The organism is Kitasatospora sp. NPDC047058 (assembly GCF_040643935.1).
Classification (GTDB): domain Bacteria; phylum Actinomycetota; class Actinomycetes; order Streptomycetales; family Streptomycetaceae; genus Kitasatospora.
Genome location: NZ_JBEYVJ010000169.1, coordinates 1 through 15,676, shown reverse-complemented (window position 1 = coordinate 15,676; position 15,676 = coordinate 1). Strand labels below are relative to the sequence as shown.

At 73.8% G+C, this 15,676-nt stretch carries 15 protein-coding genes; 6 read left to right on the top strand and 9 right to left on the bottom strand.

All coding sequences use genetic code 11. The features are described 5' to 3' along the window. A partial coding sequence (locus ABZ885_RS23545; protein ID WP_360191935.1) for a substrate-binding domain-containing protein occupies positions 1-717 on the bottom strand: 717 nt, incomplete at its 3' end. Positions 718-968: 251 nt separating this feature from the next. After that, complete coding sequence (locus ABZ885_RS23540; protein ID WP_360191933.1) at positions 969-3,029, bottom strand: phosphocholine-specific phospholipase C; 2,061 nt, start codon at positions 3,027-3,029, stop codon at positions 969-971. A 248-nt stretch (positions 3,030-3,277) separates the two neighbouring features. On the opposite strand from ABZ885_RS23540, the gene ABZ885_RS23535 reads away from it, so the two are divergent. Beyond that, complete coding sequence (locus ABZ885_RS23535; protein ID WP_360191930.1) at positions 3,278-3,880, top strand: WHG domain-containing protein; 603 nt, start codon at positions 3,278-3,280, stop codon at positions 3,878-3,880. Positions 3,881-3,916: 36 nt separating this feature from the next. Here the strand turns inward: ABZ885_RS23535 and ABZ885_RS23530 are convergent, their stop codons facing one another. Beyond that, complete coding sequence (locus tag ABZ885_RS23530; RefSeq protein ID WP_360191927.1) at positions 3,917-4,411, bottom strand: FBP domain-containing protein; 495 nt, start codon at positions 4,409-4,411, stop codon at positions 3,917-3,919. Between the two features lie 72 nt (positions 4,412-4,483). Between ABZ885_RS23530 and ABZ885_RS23525 the strand changes: the two genes are divergently transcribed. After that, positions 4,484-5,053: a TetR/AcrR family transcriptional regulator gene (locus tag ABZ885_RS23525; RefSeq protein ID WP_360191924.1), complete on the top strand. Its 570-nt coding sequence runs from the start codon at positions 4,484-4,486 to the stop codon at positions 5,051-5,053. A 27-nt stretch (positions 5,054-5,080) separates the two neighbouring features. Here ABZ885_RS23525 and ABZ885_RS23520 read toward each other — a convergent pair whose 3' ends face one another. The 3 genes from ABZ885_RS23520 to ABZ885_RS23510 all read right to left on the bottom strand — a co-directional run bounded on the left by ABZ885_RS23520 (position 5,081) and on the right by ABZ885_RS23510 (position 7,741). Beyond that, positions 5,081-5,617: a hypothetical protein gene (locus ABZ885_RS23520; protein ID WP_360191921.1), complete on the bottom strand. Its 537-nt coding sequence runs from the start codon at positions 5,615-5,617 to the stop codon at positions 5,081-5,083. Next, positions 5,614-7,203, bottom strand: a complete 1,590-nt coding sequence (locus tag ABZ885_RS23515; protein WP_360191918.1) for a hypothetical protein — start codon at positions 7,201-7,203, stop codon at positions 5,614-5,616. The genes ABZ885_RS23520 and ABZ885_RS23515 overlap by 4 nt, the downstream gene beginning before the upstream one ends. A gap of 238 nt (positions 7,204-7,441) precedes the next feature. After that, complete coding sequence (locus ABZ885_RS23510) at positions 7,442-7,741, bottom strand: sulfurtransferase TusA family protein (protein ID WP_360191915.1); 300 nt, start codon at positions 7,739-7,741, stop codon at positions 7,442-7,444. Positions 7,742-7,894: 153 nt separating this feature from the next. On the opposite strand from ABZ885_RS23510, the gene ABZ885_RS23505 reads away from it, so the two are divergent. Further along, the gene (locus ABZ885_RS23505; protein ID WP_360191912.1) at positions 7,895-8,338 is read left to right on the top strand and encodes a hypothetical protein; all 444 of its coding nucleotides are present in this window, start codon (positions 7,895-7,897) and stop codon (positions 8,336-8,338) included. Positions 8,339-8,408: 70 nt separating this feature from the next. Here the strand turns inward: ABZ885_RS23505 and ABZ885_RS23500 are convergent, their stop codons facing one another. From ABZ885_RS23500 to ABZ885_RS23490, 3 genes are all read right to left on the bottom strand, one after another. After that, entirely contained in the window at positions 8,409-9,722 is a 1,314-nt protein-coding gene (locus ABZ885_RS23500; protein WP_360191937.1) for an MFS transporter, read from the bottom strand. 86 nt (positions 9,723-9,808) lie between these two features. Then, complete coding sequence (locus ABZ885_RS23495) at positions 9,809-10,612, bottom strand: glycerophosphodiester phosphodiesterase (protein WP_360191909.1); 804 nt, start codon at positions 10,610-10,612, stop codon at positions 9,809-9,811. 537 nt (positions 10,613-11,149) lie between these two features. Next, positions 11,150-11,506, bottom strand: a complete 357-nt coding sequence (locus ABZ885_RS23490; RefSeq protein WP_360191906.1) for a hypothetical protein — start codon at positions 11,504-11,506, stop codon at positions 11,150-11,152. A gap of 210 nt (positions 11,507-11,716) precedes the next feature. Here ABZ885_RS23490 and ABZ885_RS23485 point away from each other — a divergent pair, with 210 nt between their 5' ends. The 3 genes from ABZ885_RS23485 to ABZ885_RS23475 form a co-directional block, all read left to right on the top strand. Next, the gene (locus ABZ885_RS23485) at positions 11,717-13,714 is read left to right on the top strand and encodes an ATP-binding protein (protein WP_360191903.1); all 1,998 of its coding nucleotides are present in this window, start codon (positions 11,717-11,719) and stop codon (positions 13,712-13,714) included. 171 nt (positions 13,715-13,885) lie between these two features. After that, positions 13,886-15,403, top strand: coding sequence for an MFS transporter (locus ABZ885_RS23480; RefSeq protein ID WP_360191900.1), 1,518 nt, complete (start codon positions 13,886-13,888; stop codon positions 15,401-15,403). A 91-nt stretch (positions 15,404-15,494) separates the two neighbouring features. Then, positions 15,495-15,676, top strand: a 182-nt coding sequence (locus tag ABZ885_RS23475; RefSeq protein WP_360191897.1) for a carotenoid oxygenase family protein, incomplete at its 3' end; no start/stop codon positions are given.

The window sequence follows — 15,676 nt, the reverse complement described above, 5'->3', positions numbered from 1 at the left end:
GCGCTGCGCACCCGGGTGCCGCGGGACGCCGCCGCGCTGCCGAGCGCCGTGGCGGTGTACGCCGGTGCCGCCTGGCACGAGCGCGAGACGCACGTCGTCCGAGCGGTGGATCGCCTGGATCGCGGCGTCCGGCAGGTCGACTCCGGGGTTGAGGGCGGTGATCGCCGGATCGTTCCACTGGGTGATCTGCGAATCGAAGATCTTGGCGATGGTCGGGCCGTCGAGGACCAGCTTGTCCACGCCCTCCACGTTGAAGACGATCGAGACGAGGCCGGCCACCATCGGCAGGTCGATGGCCTGGCCGCCGCTGCAGACCTGCTTCGAGGCATCGATCTCGGCGGGCTTCAGCGCCGCGTCGGATCCCGCGAACGCCACCTTGCCCTGGTTGAACTGCTGCACGCCGGCGCCCGAGCCGCCGCCGCCGTAGTTGACCGTGATGTCCGGGCAGGCGTCACCGAAGGTGGTCTTCCAGAGGTCGATCGCGTTCGCCTGCGCGGTCGAGCCGGCGCCGAGGAGCTGCCCCGAGCCGTTGCAGGCGATCGCTGCTGTAGTCGTCGCGTCGGCCGGCGCGGGGGCCGGGGTGTCGGTGTCGGAGCCGCACGCCGCGGCCGAGGTCAGGACGGCTGCTGCTGCGGCGGCGAGGAGGGAACGGCCGGGGAAGGGACGGCCTGGGGAGGAGGGGAAATGACGGCAGGGGAAAGTGGCCCGTCGAGGCATGCGAGGTCTCCTGGACGACGGTCGGCGGCGGACGCAGCCATCATGGGACATCGGATCCGCCGGTCCCGTCCACGACATGCCGTACACGTTCGATGTCACCGCAGCCCGAGCCGGGGTACGTCGCCCGGCCCTGGCCCCGGCCCCGGTCGCAGGAGGAGGGACGCGACTGCCCCGGGCACGGTGGGTGCCCGGGGCAGCGCGGGTCAGCGGGTCAGCGGGTCAGCGGGTCAGCGGGTCAGCGGGTCAGCGGGTCAGCGGGTGATGATCCCGGGGTCGGACAGGCCCGGCGCGCCGGTCTCGACGTGGCCGGCGAGCCGGCGGACGAAGTCGGCCGTGGTGGTGGAGGTGACCGTCACGTCGTACCAGTTGTGCCCGGCACCCAGGTCGACGGTGTACCCGACGGTCGCGCCCCGGCGGACGGTGAGGGTCTGCGGCGCGCCGCCGTAGGCGTTGGCGACGGTGAGGACGGCGTCCGCACCGGCCGGGTTGGTGAAGGTCAGGTCGAGGTTACCGGTGGTCGCGTTGTGGCGCGCGGTGACCTCGGGCCCGGCCGTCTTGCCGGGGTTGCGGAAGCGGCGCAGGAAGCCGTTCGGGCCGTGGACGGTCAGGTCCGTGACGCCCTTGGAGTACTTGGTGTTCCAGGGGTCGGAGATCGTCTTGCCCGCCTCCGCGGTGTACGTCCACGGGCCGTCCGTGCGGTTGGCGGACGTCACCAGGAACTGGCCGCCCGCCGCCGCGCCGGCACTGAAGGTGAGCCGGAACGTGCCGGCGCCGGTGTCGGCCGAACCGTCCACGGACGGCGCGTACTTCAGCGGGCGGGTGGGCTTGGCGCCCGGCTCCTGCCGGGGCATGGTGCCGGTGGCGGGCGGGGCGGGCACGTAGTCCGGGTGCCGGTTGTGGTCCTTGGGGACGTAGGCGGCCGTGGACGGCAGCGCCGCCGGCGCCGCGTTGGACGTGGTGAAGTCGAAGGCCGAGGTCAGGTCGCCGCAGATGGCGCGCCGCCAGGGCGAGATGTTGGGCTCCGTCACGCCGAAGCGGCGCTCCATGAACCGGATGATCGAGGTGTGGTCGAAGGTCTCCGAGCAGGTGTAGCCGCCGGTGCTCCACGGGGAGACGACCAGCATCGGCACCCGCTGGCCGAGGCCGTACGGTCCGGCGGCGTAGCCGGTGCTGCCGGGGTGGTAGTCCGCGCCGGTCGCCACGGTGGACAGGCCCTGCGAGGCGGAGGAGGGCGGGAACGGCGGCACGACGTGGTCGAAGAAGCCGTCGTTCTCGTCGTAGGTGATGAACAGCGCCGTGCGGGCCCACACCGCGGGGTTGGAGGTCAGCGCGTCCAGCACCTGGGAGACGTACCAGGCGCCGTAGTTCGCGGGCCAGTTGGGGTGCTCGGTGAAGGCCTCGGGGGCGGCGATCCAGGAGACCTGCGGCAGCGTGCCGGCCTGCACGTCGCGGCGCAGCACGTCGAACAGGCCGTCGCCGGCCTTCGCGTTGGTGCCGGTGCGGGCCTTGTCGTACAGCGGGTCGCCGGGCTTGGCGTTGCGGTAGTTGTTGAAGTACAGCAACGAGTTGTCGCCGTAGTTGCCGCGGTACGCGTCGCCGATCCAGCCCCAGCCGCCGGCGGCGTCCAGGCCGTCGCCGACGTCCTGGTAGATCTTCCAGGAGACGCCGGCCTTCTCCAGCCGCTCCGGGTAGGTCGTCCAGCCGTACCCGGCCTCCTGGTTGCCGAGCACCGGGCCGCCGCCGCTGCCGTCGTTGCCGGTGTAACCGGTCCACATGTAGTAGCGGTTCGGGTCGGTGGAGCCGATGAACGAGCAGTGGTAGGCGTCGCAGATGGTGAAGGCGTCCGCGAGCGCGTAGTGGAACGGGATGTCCTCGCGGGTCAGGTAGGCCATGGTGGTGGCCGTCTTGGCGGGGATCCACTGGTCGTACTTGCCGTTGTCGAAGGCCTTGTGGCCGCCGGCCCAGTCGTGGTTGAGGTCCTGGATGAACTGCAGGCCCAGGTCGCTCACCTGGGGACGGAACGGCAGCACCTCCTTCTTGGCGCTGTCCGTCTGGTACCAGACCGGCTTTCCGCTGGGCATGGTCACGGGACGCGGGTCGCCGAAGCCCCGCACGCCCTTCATCGCCCCGAAGTAGTGGTCGAACGAACGGTTCTCCTGCATCAGGACGACGATGTGGTCGACGTCCTGGATGGTGCCGGTGATTCCCTGCGGGGCGATGGAGGCGGCACGCGCGATGCTCTGCGAGAGTGCGGAGAACGCGACGGTGGCGCCTGCCAGTTGGAAGAAACGGCGGCGGTTCAGCTCAGCCATGAGTGGGATGACCTCTTGCGTGTCACGAGGGTGGGAGGACGGCGCCCCCAAGGACAGCGCCCACGGCCTACCACCCGGCGGCCCGCTCATGACCGCGCGCTGTACGTCAGACGAACGCATCGAGTTGTACGAACATGTGAGGAGGATGCGGCGCATGTGACCGCGGGTGGTGAGGCGCCCGCACCGGCCGCCGGCCCCCTGGGTAGATTGGGAGCCGAGACAGCCGCCCCAGGAACAGGATGCGCCGGATGGCCGCGCGTGCAGGACTGTCGGCCGACCTGGTCACCCGGGCCGCCGCCGACCTCGCCGACCAGGTCGGCTTCGACCGCATCACGGTGTCCGCACTCGCGCGGAACCTGGGAGTGAAGGACGCGAGCCTCTACTCGCACGTCGGGAACGTCCAGGAGCTGCGCGTCCGGGTCGCCGTGCTCGCCGCCCGCGAGCTGAGCGACCTGATCGGCGCGGCGGTCGCCGGCCGCTCCGGCAAGGACGCGCTCGCCGCCTTCGCCCACGCCTACCGGCAGTTCGCCCTCGAACACCCCGGGCGCTACGCGGCCACCCAGATCCAGCTGACGCCGGAACAGGCGGCCGGGTCGCCCGGCCACCAGCGGAACGTCCAGCTGACCTACGGCATGATGCGCGCCTACGGCCTCGCCGACCCGGACCTCACCGACGCCGCCCGGCTGCTGCGCAGCACCTTCCACGGCTACAGCAGCCTGGAGGCGGCGGGCGGCTTCGGGGCCGCCCGCGACGTGGCCGTGTCCTGGGAGCGGGCGATCGACGCCCTGCACGTGCTGCTCACGCAGTGGCCGGCCGCCGACGCCCCACCCCAGGAACACACCGGCCCCTGACCTGCCCCCGTCCCCCCGGGAGGTCCCGGCGGGCCGTCAGCCGGTGACCTTGGCGATGAACGCGGCCACGTTCGCCAGCGTGCGGGCGGTCGTCTCCTCCAGGCTCAGCGACTCGTGCAGCCGCGAGCCGGCGCCCGCGTTCTTGAGGCCCCGCACGTAGAGCGAGCAGGACAGGTCGCCGCACATGTAGGCGCCCACCGAGTTGCCCTCGCGTCCGGCCGGGCCGGCCTTCGGCGCGACCAGCAGGGAGACGCCGCCACCGGTGTGCGCGGTCATGCACAGCGAGCAGAGGCTGCGCCTGGTCTGCCAGGCGGCCGCACCGCTGGCGCGCAGCACGACGCCCTGCGGGCGGCCGTCCAGCACGGCGACGAGGTAGGCGCGGTCCGGGGCCTGCGGGTCCCGCCAGCCGAGGAAGTCCAGGTCGTCCCAGGGCTGCTCGGCCAGGTCACGGGGAAGGTTCATGCGCTTGGCCTCGCCCTTGCTGCAGTTCAGGAAGGCGGCGCGGATATCTGGTTCGGTCAGCTGCTTCATGAGGGTGCACGCTAATTTGCCTAAAGGCTTTAGGCAACTGAATAATCGACCATGTCAGACAGGAGGACGTCTATGGCCAGAGCAGGGATCACCACGGAACGGCTCACCCGAGCCGGAGCGGAGCTGGCCGACGAGGTCGGCTTCGACCAGGTCACCGTCTCCGAGCTCGCCCGGCGGTTCGACGTCAAGGTCGCGAGCCTGTACTCCCACGTGAAGAACTCGCACGACCTCAAGACCAGGATCGCGCTGCTCGCCCTGGAGGAGCTCGCCGACCGCGCCACCGCCGCCCTCGCAGGCCGCTCCGGCAAGGACGCCCTGGCGGCCTTCGCGGACACCTACCGCGACTACGCCCGGCAGCACCCGGGCCGCTACGCCGCCGCGCAGTTCCGGCTGGACCCCGGGACGGCCGCCGCCAGCGCCGGCGTCCGGCAGGCCGGGATGACCCGGGCGATCCTCCGCGGCTACGACCTCGCCGAACCGGACCAGACGCACGCCGTCCGGATGCTCGGGGGCGTCATCCACGGCTACCTGAGCCTGGAGCTGGGCGGCGGCTTCAGCCACACCGCCGTCGACCCGCAGGAGTCCTGGGACTGGATCGTCGACGCCCTGGACACCCTGCTGCGGACCTGGACCGGCCGCTGACCCCGCCGGCCCGGCGAGGCACCACCCTCAGCGGACGGTGACCCGAACCGCCTTGGTGACGCTCCTGCAGTCGTCCAGCGAGCCTGCCGGCGCCTCGGGCCGGCAGCCGACGACGCTCCGGAACTCCCAGGTCAGCGTGGTGGCGCCGGGGGCGACGGCGGTGAAGATCTGGTCGAGCCCCGAGGCGCAGCCAGTCGAGTCGGGCGCACAGGTCCCGTAGGAGACGTCGGGCCCGCGCCGCACGACGGCACCGTCGCCGGCCGAGGTGAGCTGCCAGGCCCGCGCCAGGTCGCTGGGGGTCCCGGCGACGCCGAGCCGCTCGCCGACGGCGAGGGTCACCGTGCTGGGCGGGTACGCCGTGGTGGCCTTCCAGGCCTCCGCGTTGGCGGGCAGGGCGATCTCCGTCCGCGGCCGGCTCGTGGCCGGGTCGGCGGAGGGCCCTCCGGAGGTGCAGGCCGCCAGCAGGGGCGCGGCAGCCAGCAGGGCCGTCACGGCGGCGAGCGCCCGGCGCACCGGTGTCCGGCCTCCCGGGTGCGGCGGCGCGGGGTGATCGGCAGTCGTCATTTCGGCAGCTCCACGCCACGGGCGTTGTTGTAGTCGCTTTCGCCGGAGAGGTTGCCCTCGTTCATCCGGCTGTGGATGAACTGGTCCTCCGTCACCCACTCCGAGAAGCCCCAGGGGTTGTAGATCTGCAGCCGGTCGCCGTCACGGGCCATGATGACCATCTGGTGGCCGAAGTCCACCCCGTCGTGGTGCACCGAGAGCGGCACCGGCTTGCCCTCGTCCAGGGCCTTCTCGATCCGGACGAGGGCGGCGCGCCGGTCGTCGTCGGTGGCGAGGCGGACGTACTCGTAGGTGCTGCCGGTGGCCTTGCCGAGGTCCTGGTCGGCGAGCACGGTGGCGCCCTTCGCGCCGAGCCCGTCGTCCCGGGCCGGGTACTGCTCCTTGCCGTCGGCCTGCTGGCCCTGGCGGTACTGCTGGAGGTAGAGGTCCTGGAGCCGCTGCCCGAAGTTCGCCGGCGAGTCGGCCCCCGGGACGTCGGGCGTGTTGCCGGTGGTGAGCCGGAGCATCGTGACGGGGTCCAGCTTGAGGTGGGCGATCACCGTGGAGGCGGCGGCGCAGTCGTTGACGTTGCCCTGTCCGTAGACGTCGGCTCCGCCGCCGACCCCCCTGCCACCACCGACCTCCTGGCCCTGGTACAGCAGGGTCACCCGCTCCGTCGTGGACTGCTGGTCGGCGTCGTCGGTGCCGAGGGCGGGAACGAGGTGCCGGGCGAGCCAGGCCGGGTCGTCGCCGTGGGGGTGGATCAGCGCGCCGAACTGCTGGACCTCGGCGACCGAGTGGCCTGCGGCCAGCGCCTTCCAGAGGTAGGCGGCCTCCTCCGGCGACTTGGCACCGGACAGCAGGCCACGGAACGCGGCCTGGTCGGAGCCGTTCATCACGCCCAGGAACTCGGTGGCGCGGGAGAGTTGGTTGTCCGTCAGGATGTAGTCGCCGTCGGCACTGCCGCCGGGTCCCTTCTCGTTCGCCAGGACCAGTGCGGCGAGCGGGTCGAGCGGGCCCTGGCCCGCGCGCTCGGTGCGGGCCCGGGCGGCGAGCTGGTTCACCAGGCTCGCGGTGTGGGTGCCGCCGCTCTCCGCCCGCTGGGCGGCCGCGATCCGCGCCGCCACGCCGGCCCGGGCGGGTTCGAGGGCGGCGCGGGCCGCACCGACGTCGAGGACGTGGCCCTTGACCGTGTTCTGCGCCGCGTGCAGGGAGTCCACCCCGTGCGCGTCGGTGCTCTGGGCCCATTCCAGGTCGTCCGCCCAGCCGCCCAGCAGGGTGGCGGCCTGCTGAAGGGCCTGCTGGGAGACGGTCAGTTCGTTCGCCAGCGCCTTCACGGCCTGGGTGGCGTGCTCGGCGACCGACCCGGTCCAGACGCTCGGCAGCTGGTTGGCGGCGACCGACCCGAGGTCCTCGGACGCCTTCGCGTAGGCCTTGGCGGTCTCCGCGTACGCCTTGGCCCGCTCGCGTATCGTGCCCGGACTGCCGGCCGGCCCGCCCACGTCCAGGGCCTTCCCGATCGCGATGGCCAGGTCGACGCCGCCGCCGAACGGGTCGACCGCCTTCATGGCGTCCTGGGCCTGCTGGAGGTCCTTGACCTTGCTCACCGGGCCGTCCCGATCGCGGTGGCAGCGTGGCGCACCGGCGCGCCGCGGCCTGGACCGGCCGGCGGGAGGCCGGCCGCCGCCCGGTCGTGCGAACCCGCCACGCCGTCCGGCGTGACCGGACCGACCCGGTACCCGCCCCGTTCGCCGGCCATCCGCCCGTCTCCCCCCTGGAGTCCGACGCCCCGCCATGATCAACGGGCGCGAACACCGAGCATAACCGCCGCGCGGACGGCACCGGTCAGGGCGTGACCGGGTGCCAGGGGGCGTCCGGGCGGGTGGGGGTCGGGCGGGCGGTGAGCTGCAGGGCGTACACGTCGCGGCCGGCGTCGTCGGGCACGGGGCCGAGGTAGTGGTGGCCGGTGAGGTGGCACCAGGCGGGGAGGTCCAGCGGGGCGGCCGGGTCGGTGGCGATGACGTGGACGACCGTTCCGGGCGGTGCGCCGGTGATGTGCCGGCGCAGGCGGAGCAGCAGGGTGACGCAGAGCAGCCCGGTGCCGTCGACGGTGATGCCGGCCGCGGCGGTGGCGGGAGGGTTCATCCGGTGCTCGTCCTCGTGGTCGGCGTGCGGCTCGTGGACGCCCCGGGGACAGGGCGCCGGCCCGGGTGCCGGACCACGGGTACGGTACTCCGGCCGCCGCCGGACCGCCCCGCTGGGCGGACGTCCCCGGTGGCCACGGGCTACCGTGGAGGTATGCCCCTACCGGCACGGGCTGTCACGCTGTGGCTGCTCCGGCTGCTGACCGCGGCCGGGCTGGCGGTGGACGCCTACGTGCACGCCGATCTCGCCGGCGAACGCGATCTCGTCGGCGACGACATCAGCCAGGGCACGCTCTTCCGGATCGAGGCGGGCGCCGCGTCCTTCGCCGCGCTGCTGGTCGTGCTCGCCGCGACCCGGGTCACCTGGGCGGTCGCGTTCGTCGTCGCGGCGAGCGCGCTGGGAGCGCTCCTGCTGTACACCTATGTCGACGTCGGCACGCTGGGCCCGATTCCGAACATGTACGAGCCGGTCTGGTACCCGGAGAAGACGACCGCGGCCGTCGCGGAAGGGGTCGCCGTGGTCACCTCCCTGGCCGGGTTCCTGGCCGTGGGACGCCGGCGGGGCGCCCACCGGCGCCGGGGAGGAGGCGGCCCGTAGGCCGCGCTCCTCCCGCGTGTCGTGGCCCGCGGGCCGGAACCGCCCGCGTGGTCCCGGGCGGCCCGGGGCGTCAGAGCCGCTCGGGGACGGGGTTGCCGACGGCCTCGATGGCGCGGCGGACGGGGACCTTCACCAGCACCGCGAAGCCGATCACGAAGAACACCAGCAGCGAGATGATCGCCGAGCGGTAGCTGCCGGTGATCTGGTAGGCGAGGCCGAAGACCAGCGGGCCCATCCAGCTGGTGCCGCGGTCGCTGATCTTGTAGAAGCTGAAGTACTCGGCCTCCCTGCCGGCCGGGACGAGGTGGGAGAACAGCGAGCGGGAGAGGGCCTGGCTGCCGCCGAGCACCAGCCCGATCATGCAGGCCAGGGCGAAGAACCAGATCGGCTTGTGGGCGGGCATGACGTACCCGAGGGCGAGGGTCAGCACCCAGGCGACCAGCGAGCCGAGGACGGTCCGCTTGGCGCCGTACCGGCCCGCGATCCGGCCGAGCAGCAGCGCACCGCCGATCGCCACGATCTGCACCAGCAGCACGGCGGCGACCAGAGAGGTCTGGTCCATGCCGAGTTCCTCGCTGCCGTAGAGCGAGGCCTGGGAGACGACGGTCTGGATGCCGTCGTTGTAGCAGAGGAAGGCGCCCAGGTAGAGCAGGGTGAGCGGGTAGCGGCGCATGCCGCGCAGGGTGCGGGCGAGTTCGCGCAGGCTGCCGGCGGCCGGCTCGTCGGGCTCGGCCGCGGGGCGGTCGGGGAGCGCCCCGGCCCGGGAGGGCAGCCGCAGCATCGGGACGATCGTGAACAGCGCCCACCACAGGCCGGCCGAGGCCAGGCAGATCCGCACGGCGGTGCCCGAGGACAGGCCGAGCGCGTCGTGGCCCTCGAACAGCGCCAGGTTGGCGATCAGCAGCAGTCCGCCGCCCGCGTAGCCGTAGGCCCAACCCTTGGAGGAGACCGCGTCGCGCTCGTCGGGGGCGGCGAGGCCCGGCAGGTAGGCGTAGGAGAGCGCGACCGACACCGCGTACGCGATGTTCGCGACCACCAGCAGCGCGCCGCCGAGCAGGTAGTGGTCGCCGCCGAGGAAGAACATCCCCATCGTGGCGATCGCGCCGATGTACGCGGAGCCGCACATCAGCTCCTTGTGCCGCCCGGTGCGGTCCGCGACCGTGCCGGTCAGCAGCATCGCCGCGACCGACACCAGCACGGAGAAGGAGACGGTGTAGGGGAAGAACGACCCCGCGCGGACCGAGAGGCCCAGCGGGTGCACGTCACCGGCCGCGTCGGCGGCGTTCTTGGCGACGGAGGTCAGGTACGGCCCGAGGAACACCGTCAGAACGGTGGCCGAGAAGGCGGCGTTGGCCCAGTCGTTGATGTACCAGCCGAACTGCATGCTGCGCAGGGTGCGGCCGTCGGCGGGTGCCGACGGGGCGTCCGGCAGCTCGTCCGGCAGGTGGTCGGGCAGGGGGGCCGCGGTGCTCATGAGCTTCCAATCACCGTGCTGGAGCCGGTGCTGCCGTCGTTCCAGCAGCCGCGCTCGCCGAGGACGTCCCGCAGGACGTCGATGCGATCGGCCATGATGCCATCCACACCGAGGTCGAGGAGAGCCCGGATCCGTGTGGGATCGTCCACAGTCCAGACGTGCACCTGGAGGCCGAGGCGGTGGGCGGCGCGGACGAAGGCCCGGTCGACGACCCGCACGCCCCGGTGCCGCTCCGGCACCTGCGCGCACACCCCGGCGAACGGCGCCCCGCTCCCGCGCAGCAGCGGCCCGGCCAGTGAGCGCAGGCGCAGCCGGGCGACCTCGCGCGGGCCGAGCGAGGTGGCCAGCCGGGGGCCGGCGGCGGCGCGGACGGCGGCGAGGCGGCTGTCGGAGAAGCCGCCGACGCAGACCCGGTCCCAGGCACCGGTCCGGCGGATCGCCTCGACCAGCGGCCCGACGGCCGGCGCCGCCTTGACGTCGATGTTGAAGCGGGCCGCGGGGAACGCGCCGAGCAGGTCCTCCAGCAGCGGCACCGGCTCGGTGCCGCCGATCCGGGCCTGCCGCACGGTCTCCCACGGCAGTTCGGCCACCGCTCCGGTGCGGTCGGTGACCCGGTCGAGGCGGGAGTCGTGGAAGGCCACCAGGACACCGTCGGCGGTGGCGTGCACGTCCGTCTCCAGGTAGCGGTACCCGAGGGCCACGGCGGCCTCGAAGGCGGCGAGCGAGTTCTCGGGACGGCCGAGGTCACCGCCCCGGTGCGCGAAGGCCAGCGGCCCCGGGTGGTCGAGGAAGGCGTGCATGTCGTGCTCCGGATGTGCGGGGAGCGGGACCCGGCGGTCCCGCGAGGCCGTGCGTCGCTGCCCGCCCCGACGGCGTCTCGGACCAGGCGCGTTACAGTATTACGCAGCCTGTCAAGCGGTAACGGTCTCCGGGCCGGGCCGGTGATGACACCGGGCCGCACACGGCCGCGACCCGACACTCACATGATCGTCACGAGACCCGACGAGTTGTCATGACTGAAACACCCCTCGGCCGGGCATAAGCCCATCAGCCCACCGATGGGCCCGGCTGACGCTCCCCCACGAGCACAGCCGGGCCCCGGGCCGGCGACCGGGCCTGGACGTGACTCCCCCCACGGAGTGGCGGCCAGGCCCGCATGGTGTTCAACCAGCGACACGCAGCGTACATGTCATATCCACGTAACGCTACCGTGCTGCACGCGACAGCCCCTGACCTCGGCGTTTCCCGGCCGGCCGGTCCGGCAGGGCCCCGCTCGCCGCCGCGGCGCCGCACGACGGCCATCCGCACGAGGCGTCCGGGCCGGCACACCGCGCCCGTCAGGCACTCAGCAGGCGGCGCCAGCGCGGGAGTTCCGTACCGCAGCAGGCCAGCGCGAGAACACCGACCAGCACCGCCGCCCAGACCGGGAACAGCAGCCAGGCGGCGGTGACGGCGCCGGCGAGTTCGGCCAGCACCATCAGGACGGTGACCCAGCCGGGCACCGCGACGATCGTCCCCGGCTTGTCCCCGGGCGTCTGCAGGACCGCCGGGACGCCGATCAGCAGGACGTCCACGCCGATCGCCAGCAGGACCGAGTGCGGCCAGAGCGCGATCGGCAGCCCGATCCAGCCGACCAGTTCGAGCCCCGCTCTCAGCGCGGTCGCATACCAGCGCTCTTCTGACTGTGTGTTCATCGTTTCCCCCGTCGACGAGTGCCGGGGCAGAGTAGCGGAAGCGGAACCCACCAGCCCTCATATCAACGGAACTTCAGGTTATAGTTCCGCGAGAATCAGCACGGGTGGGTCGGCGCCGAGCCACCCCGGCGGTGGACCTCACCGGCCGTCCCGACGTCGCACGGCGCTGCTCCGGTCCGCCGGTGCGGGCATGCGGGGAGAGGAGCCGTCATGGCGTCCGTCAGGGACAGACTGAGCAGCGCGCGCGGCCAGGCCTTCATCGGCCGGGACGAGGAACTCGCCTGCTTCGCCCGGGCCCTGACCGGTGACCCGCAGGCACCGTTCGCGTTCTACCTGTCCGGCCCCGGCGGCATCGGCAAGTCGACCCTGCTGCGCCGCCTGGCGGACCGCGTCCGGACGGCGGGACGCCCGCTCCTGGAACTCGACGGCCGCTTCGTCAGCCGCGACCCCGCCGACTTCGAGCGCGCCGCCGCCGCCTTCCTGGACGCCCCCGGCACCGTCCTGTTCGTCGACTCCTTCGAGCACTGCCAGTGGCTGGAGAGCTGGCTGTGGCAGCGGTTCCTGCCCCGCGCCGCCGACGACACCCTGGTCGTCCTGGCCGGCCGCCTCGCACCGCAGCCGCAGTGGACCGCCGATCCCGCCTGGGCCGGGCTCCTGTACGTCCGCGAGCTGGAGCCCTTCTCCGAGGAACAGGCCCGGAGCCTGCTGGCCACCGCCCAGGTCCTGCCCCAACTGCGGGAGCGGGTCCTCCGCTTCGCCGGCGGGAACCCGCTGGCGCTGTCCCTCGCGGCCGCCGCCAGGGCCGAGGACTGGAGCCGGGAGGAGGTCTGGGCACCCTCGGCCGACGTGCTGCGCACCCTGCTCTCGGGACTGATCGGCGAGGTGCCGACCGCGGCCCACCGCCGCGCCCTGGAGGTGGCGGCCCAGGCCTACTCGACCTCCGAGGAACTGCTCGCCTCGGTCCTGCCCGACGAGGACGCCCACCCGCTCTTCGCCTGGCTCCGGGACCTGCCGTTCATGGAGTCCACCCACCGGGGGCTCCACCCGCACGACGCCGCGCGCGAGACGCTCGCCGCCGACCTGCGCTGGCGGGCCCCCAACGCGTTCGTGACGATGCGTCAACGGCTGGCCGAGGAGTACCTGCGGCTGCTGCGCGAGGCCCCCGAGGAACGGGTCTGGACCGTCACCGACGAACTCTTCTACCTCTTCCGGGAGGGGGAGATCATCGCCCGGCTGCGTACCTGGTCCCGCGAGGACGAGGTGCACGACCGGCCGCTGCACCCGGACGACCTCGACGTCGTGCTGCGGATGGCCGCGCAGACCGAGGGGCCGGCCTCCGCCGAGCTGGTCCGCTACTGGGCACAGCGCCAGCCGCAGGCCTTCAGCGTCTACCGCCTGGTGAGCACGGGCCGGATCGTGGCGTTCACGGCCCGCCTCGCCCTGCCCGCCCCCGCCGACCCCGAGGACCTGGCCACCGATCCCGTCGTGGCGGCGGCCTGGGAGTACACCGACGCCACCGCGCCGGTGCGGCCCGGCGAGCACATCGGCGTCAGCCGCTTCACGGTCTACCCCGAGCGCTACCAAGTCCCCTCGCGCGTCATCGACCTGAGCAGTTCCCGCGCCCAGGCGGAGTCCGCCCGCGCCCGCGGCCGGGCCTACGGCTTCGCGGTCTGGCGGGACGCCGACACCTGGGCGGCCCGCGTCCGGGGCAGCCTCGCCGACACCGGCGCGCGCCCACGGGTCGGCGAGCACACCTACGGCGTGTTCGCCGTCGACTGGCGCCAGGTGCCCGTCGAGACCTGGCTCCGCCACTTCATCTCGGCCACCGCCGTGCCCGCCCAGGCCGGGCCGTCGGGCGTCTCGCGGGGCGCGTTCGACCAGGCCGTGCGCGAGGCCCTGGTGCACTGGCGCGACGCCGGCGCCTTCGCCGCCTGCGCCCTGGTGCGCACCCGCCTGGCCGCCGACCTCGGCGATCCGGTCGAGGAGTTGCGCGAGCTGCTGCGCCGGACCGTGGACGACCTCGGCCGCGACCCGCGCGGCGTGCGCGCCCGCGAGGCCCTGACGGCGGGCTACTTCTCCGGTGCGCCCACCCAGGAGGCCGCCGCCCGCCGGCTGGGCCTTCCGTACGGCACCTACCGGCGCCACCTGCGCCAGGGCCTGGACCTGCTCTGTGCGGCACTGTGGCAGCAGGAGCTGCACGGCCGCTGACGCCGCGGGCCCGCCGGGCGGCGGGGGCAACGTGGGCAGCGGGGCCGGCGCGGGCAGCGCGGCGATGTGGGCAATGCGGGCGGCGGGGTGGACAGGTGCGGACAGGGGTGGACAGTCCCCGCCCCTGCCGGGCCTGGCACGTGGACAGCGGCCGGCCCGAGTCTGTGCGGCATGAACGTTGCACCCACGCAGACGGAGCCGGCAGCACGCCGGACCGACCGGCCCGGAGCGGCCCTCGCGGCGCTTGCCGCGGCCCAGTTCACCGTCATGCTCGCCACCTCGATCGTGAACGTGGCGCTGCCGCAGATCCGTTCCGGGGCCGGTCTCTCGGACGGCGGAACCACCTGGGTGGTCAACGCCTACGGCCTGGCGTTCGGGGCGCTGCTGCTGGCCGGCGGACGGGCGGCCGACCTGCTCGGCCGCCGCCGGGTGCTGGGCGCCGGGCTCGCGCTGTTCGGGGCGGCCTCGCTGGCGGCCGGACTGGCCACCACCTCGGGCGTCCTGATCACCGCCCGGGCCGCCCAGGGCCTCGCGGCGGCGGCGATCGCCCCGGCCGCGCTCGCCCTCGCGATGGAGCAGTTCCCCTCCGGCCCCGGGCGCGGCATGGCCCTGGGGGTGTGGGGCGCGGTCTCCGGTGCGGGCGGTGCGGGCGGCGTCCTGCTGGGCGGCGTGCTCACCCAGGCCTGGGGCTGGCCCTGGATCTTCCACTCGGTCGCGCTCGGGGCGGTGCTGGTCCTGGCCGCCGTGGTGGCCCTCGTGCCGCCGCCGGACGGCAGACGGCCGGCGGACCAGGCCCCCGGACGGACGGCCGGGCGGTTCGACCTGCCGGGCACCGCCGCCGTCACCCTCGCCCTGACCTGCCTGGTCTGGGGCCTGACCACCGCACGCGGGGCCGGCTGGAGCGACGGCCGGGTCGTCGGTGCGCTGGCCGCCGCCGCCGTCCTGCTCACCGCCTTCGCCGTGATCGAGCGCCGCCGGCCGGACGCGCTGATCCCGCCGCGGCTGCTCGCCACCGGCCGGGTGGCCGCCGGCAACCTGCTGATGGCGCTGCTGGGGTCCGTGTGGATCGCCCTGTTCTTCTTCCTGCCGCTCTACCAGCAGCAGGTCCTCGGCTCGGGGCCGCTCGCCACCGGAGCGGGCCAACTGCCGCTCGCCGCGGCCAACATGCTGGGCGCCGCTCTGGCGCCGCGCGTCTCCCGGCGGATCGGCGCGACCACCACCGTCGTCGCCGCCCTGCTCACCGAGGCCGCCGGCCTGCTGTGGCTGTCCCGGATCAGCGCCGACGGCAGCTACCTCACCGACATCCTCGGCCCGAGCATCCTGGTCGGCCTGGGCCTGAGCACCGCCTTCGTCCAGCTCACCGGCCTCGCCGTGGAGGGCGTCCCGCCGCAGGACGCCGGGCTGGCCGGCGGCCTGGTCAACACCACCCGCCAGGTCGGCGGCGCGGTCGGCCTCGCCGTCCTGACCACCCTGGCCGGCTCCGTCACCAGCCGTGCGGCCGCCCACCAGCCCCACCTGGAGGCCCTCACGGCGGGCTACCGCACCGCCTTCACCGTCTCGGCTGCGGTCCTGGCCGCCACCGCACTCCTCACGGTGCTCCTCACCCGCCGCGCCCGTCCGGGGAACGCGGCCGCCTCCCGCCACCCGGCGTCCGGCCGCCGCACACCGACCACCGGGCCCGCCGCCTGACCGCACACCACGAAGCACCCGAACCCATACGAGCCACCCGAACCCCTCGAACCACCCGACCCACCGTCACGTCCATCGGAGGACTCCTGTCATGACCACTGCGAAGAAGCCGTACCTCACCGGCCACTACACCCCCGTCGCCGACGAGATCACCGCCACCGAGCTCACCGTCGAGGGTCACCTGCCGCCCGAGCTGACCGGCCGGCTGATCCGCAACAGCCACAACCCCAAGCCCGGCATCACCCCCACCCACTGGTTCAAGGGCAGCGGCAT

Excerpts from the sequence above, each read along its gene's own strand:
- ABZ885_RS23490 (WP_360191906.1), bottom strand. The coding sequence starts at position 11,506 with ATGAACACACAGTCAGAAGAGCGCTGGTATGCGACCGCGCTGAGAGCG.
- ABZ885_RS23485 (WP_360191903.1), top strand. The coding sequence starts at position 11,717 with ATGGCGTCCGTCAGGGACAGACTGAGCAGCGCGCGCGGCCAGGCCTTC.
- ABZ885_RS23480 (WP_360191900.1), top strand. The coding sequence starts at position 13,886 with ATGAACGTTGCACCCACGCAGACGGAGCCGGCAGCACGCCGGACCGAC.
- ABZ885_RS23520 (WP_360191921.1), bottom strand. The coding sequence starts at position 5,617 with ATGACGACTGCCGATCACCCCGCGCCGCCGCACCCGGGAGGCCGGACA.
- ABZ885_RS23530 (WP_360191927.1), bottom strand. The coding sequence starts at position 4,411 with ATGAAGCAGCTGACCGAACCAGATATCCGCGCCGCCTTCCTGAACTGC.
- ABZ885_RS23500 (WP_360191937.1), bottom strand. The coding sequence starts at position 9,722 with ATGCAGTTCGGCTGGTACATCAACGACTGGGCCAACGCCGCCTTCTCG.
- ABZ885_RS23525 (WP_360191924.1), top strand. The coding sequence starts at position 4,484 with ATGGCCAGAGCAGGGATCACCACGGAACGGCTCACCCGAGCCGGAGCG.
- ABZ885_RS23495 (WP_360191909.1), bottom strand. The coding sequence starts at position 10,612 with ATGCACGCCTTCCTCGACCACCCGGGGCCGCTGGCCTTCGCGCACCGG.
- ABZ885_RS23510 (WP_360191915.1), bottom strand. The coding sequence starts at position 7,741 with ATGAACCCTCCCGCCACCGCCGCGGCCGGCATCACCGTCGACGGCACC.
- ABZ885_RS23535 (WP_360191930.1), top strand. The coding sequence starts at position 3,278 with ATGGCCGCGCGTGCAGGACTGTCGGCCGACCTGGTCACCCGGGCCGCC.
- ABZ885_RS23505 (WP_360191912.1), top strand. The coding sequence starts at position 7,895 with ATGCCCCTACCGGCACGGGCTGTCACGCTGTGGCTGCTCCGGCTGCTG.
- ABZ885_RS23540 (WP_360191933.1), bottom strand. The coding sequence starts at position 3,029 with ATGGCTGAGCTGAACCGCCGCCGTTTCTTCCAACTGGCAGGCGCCACC.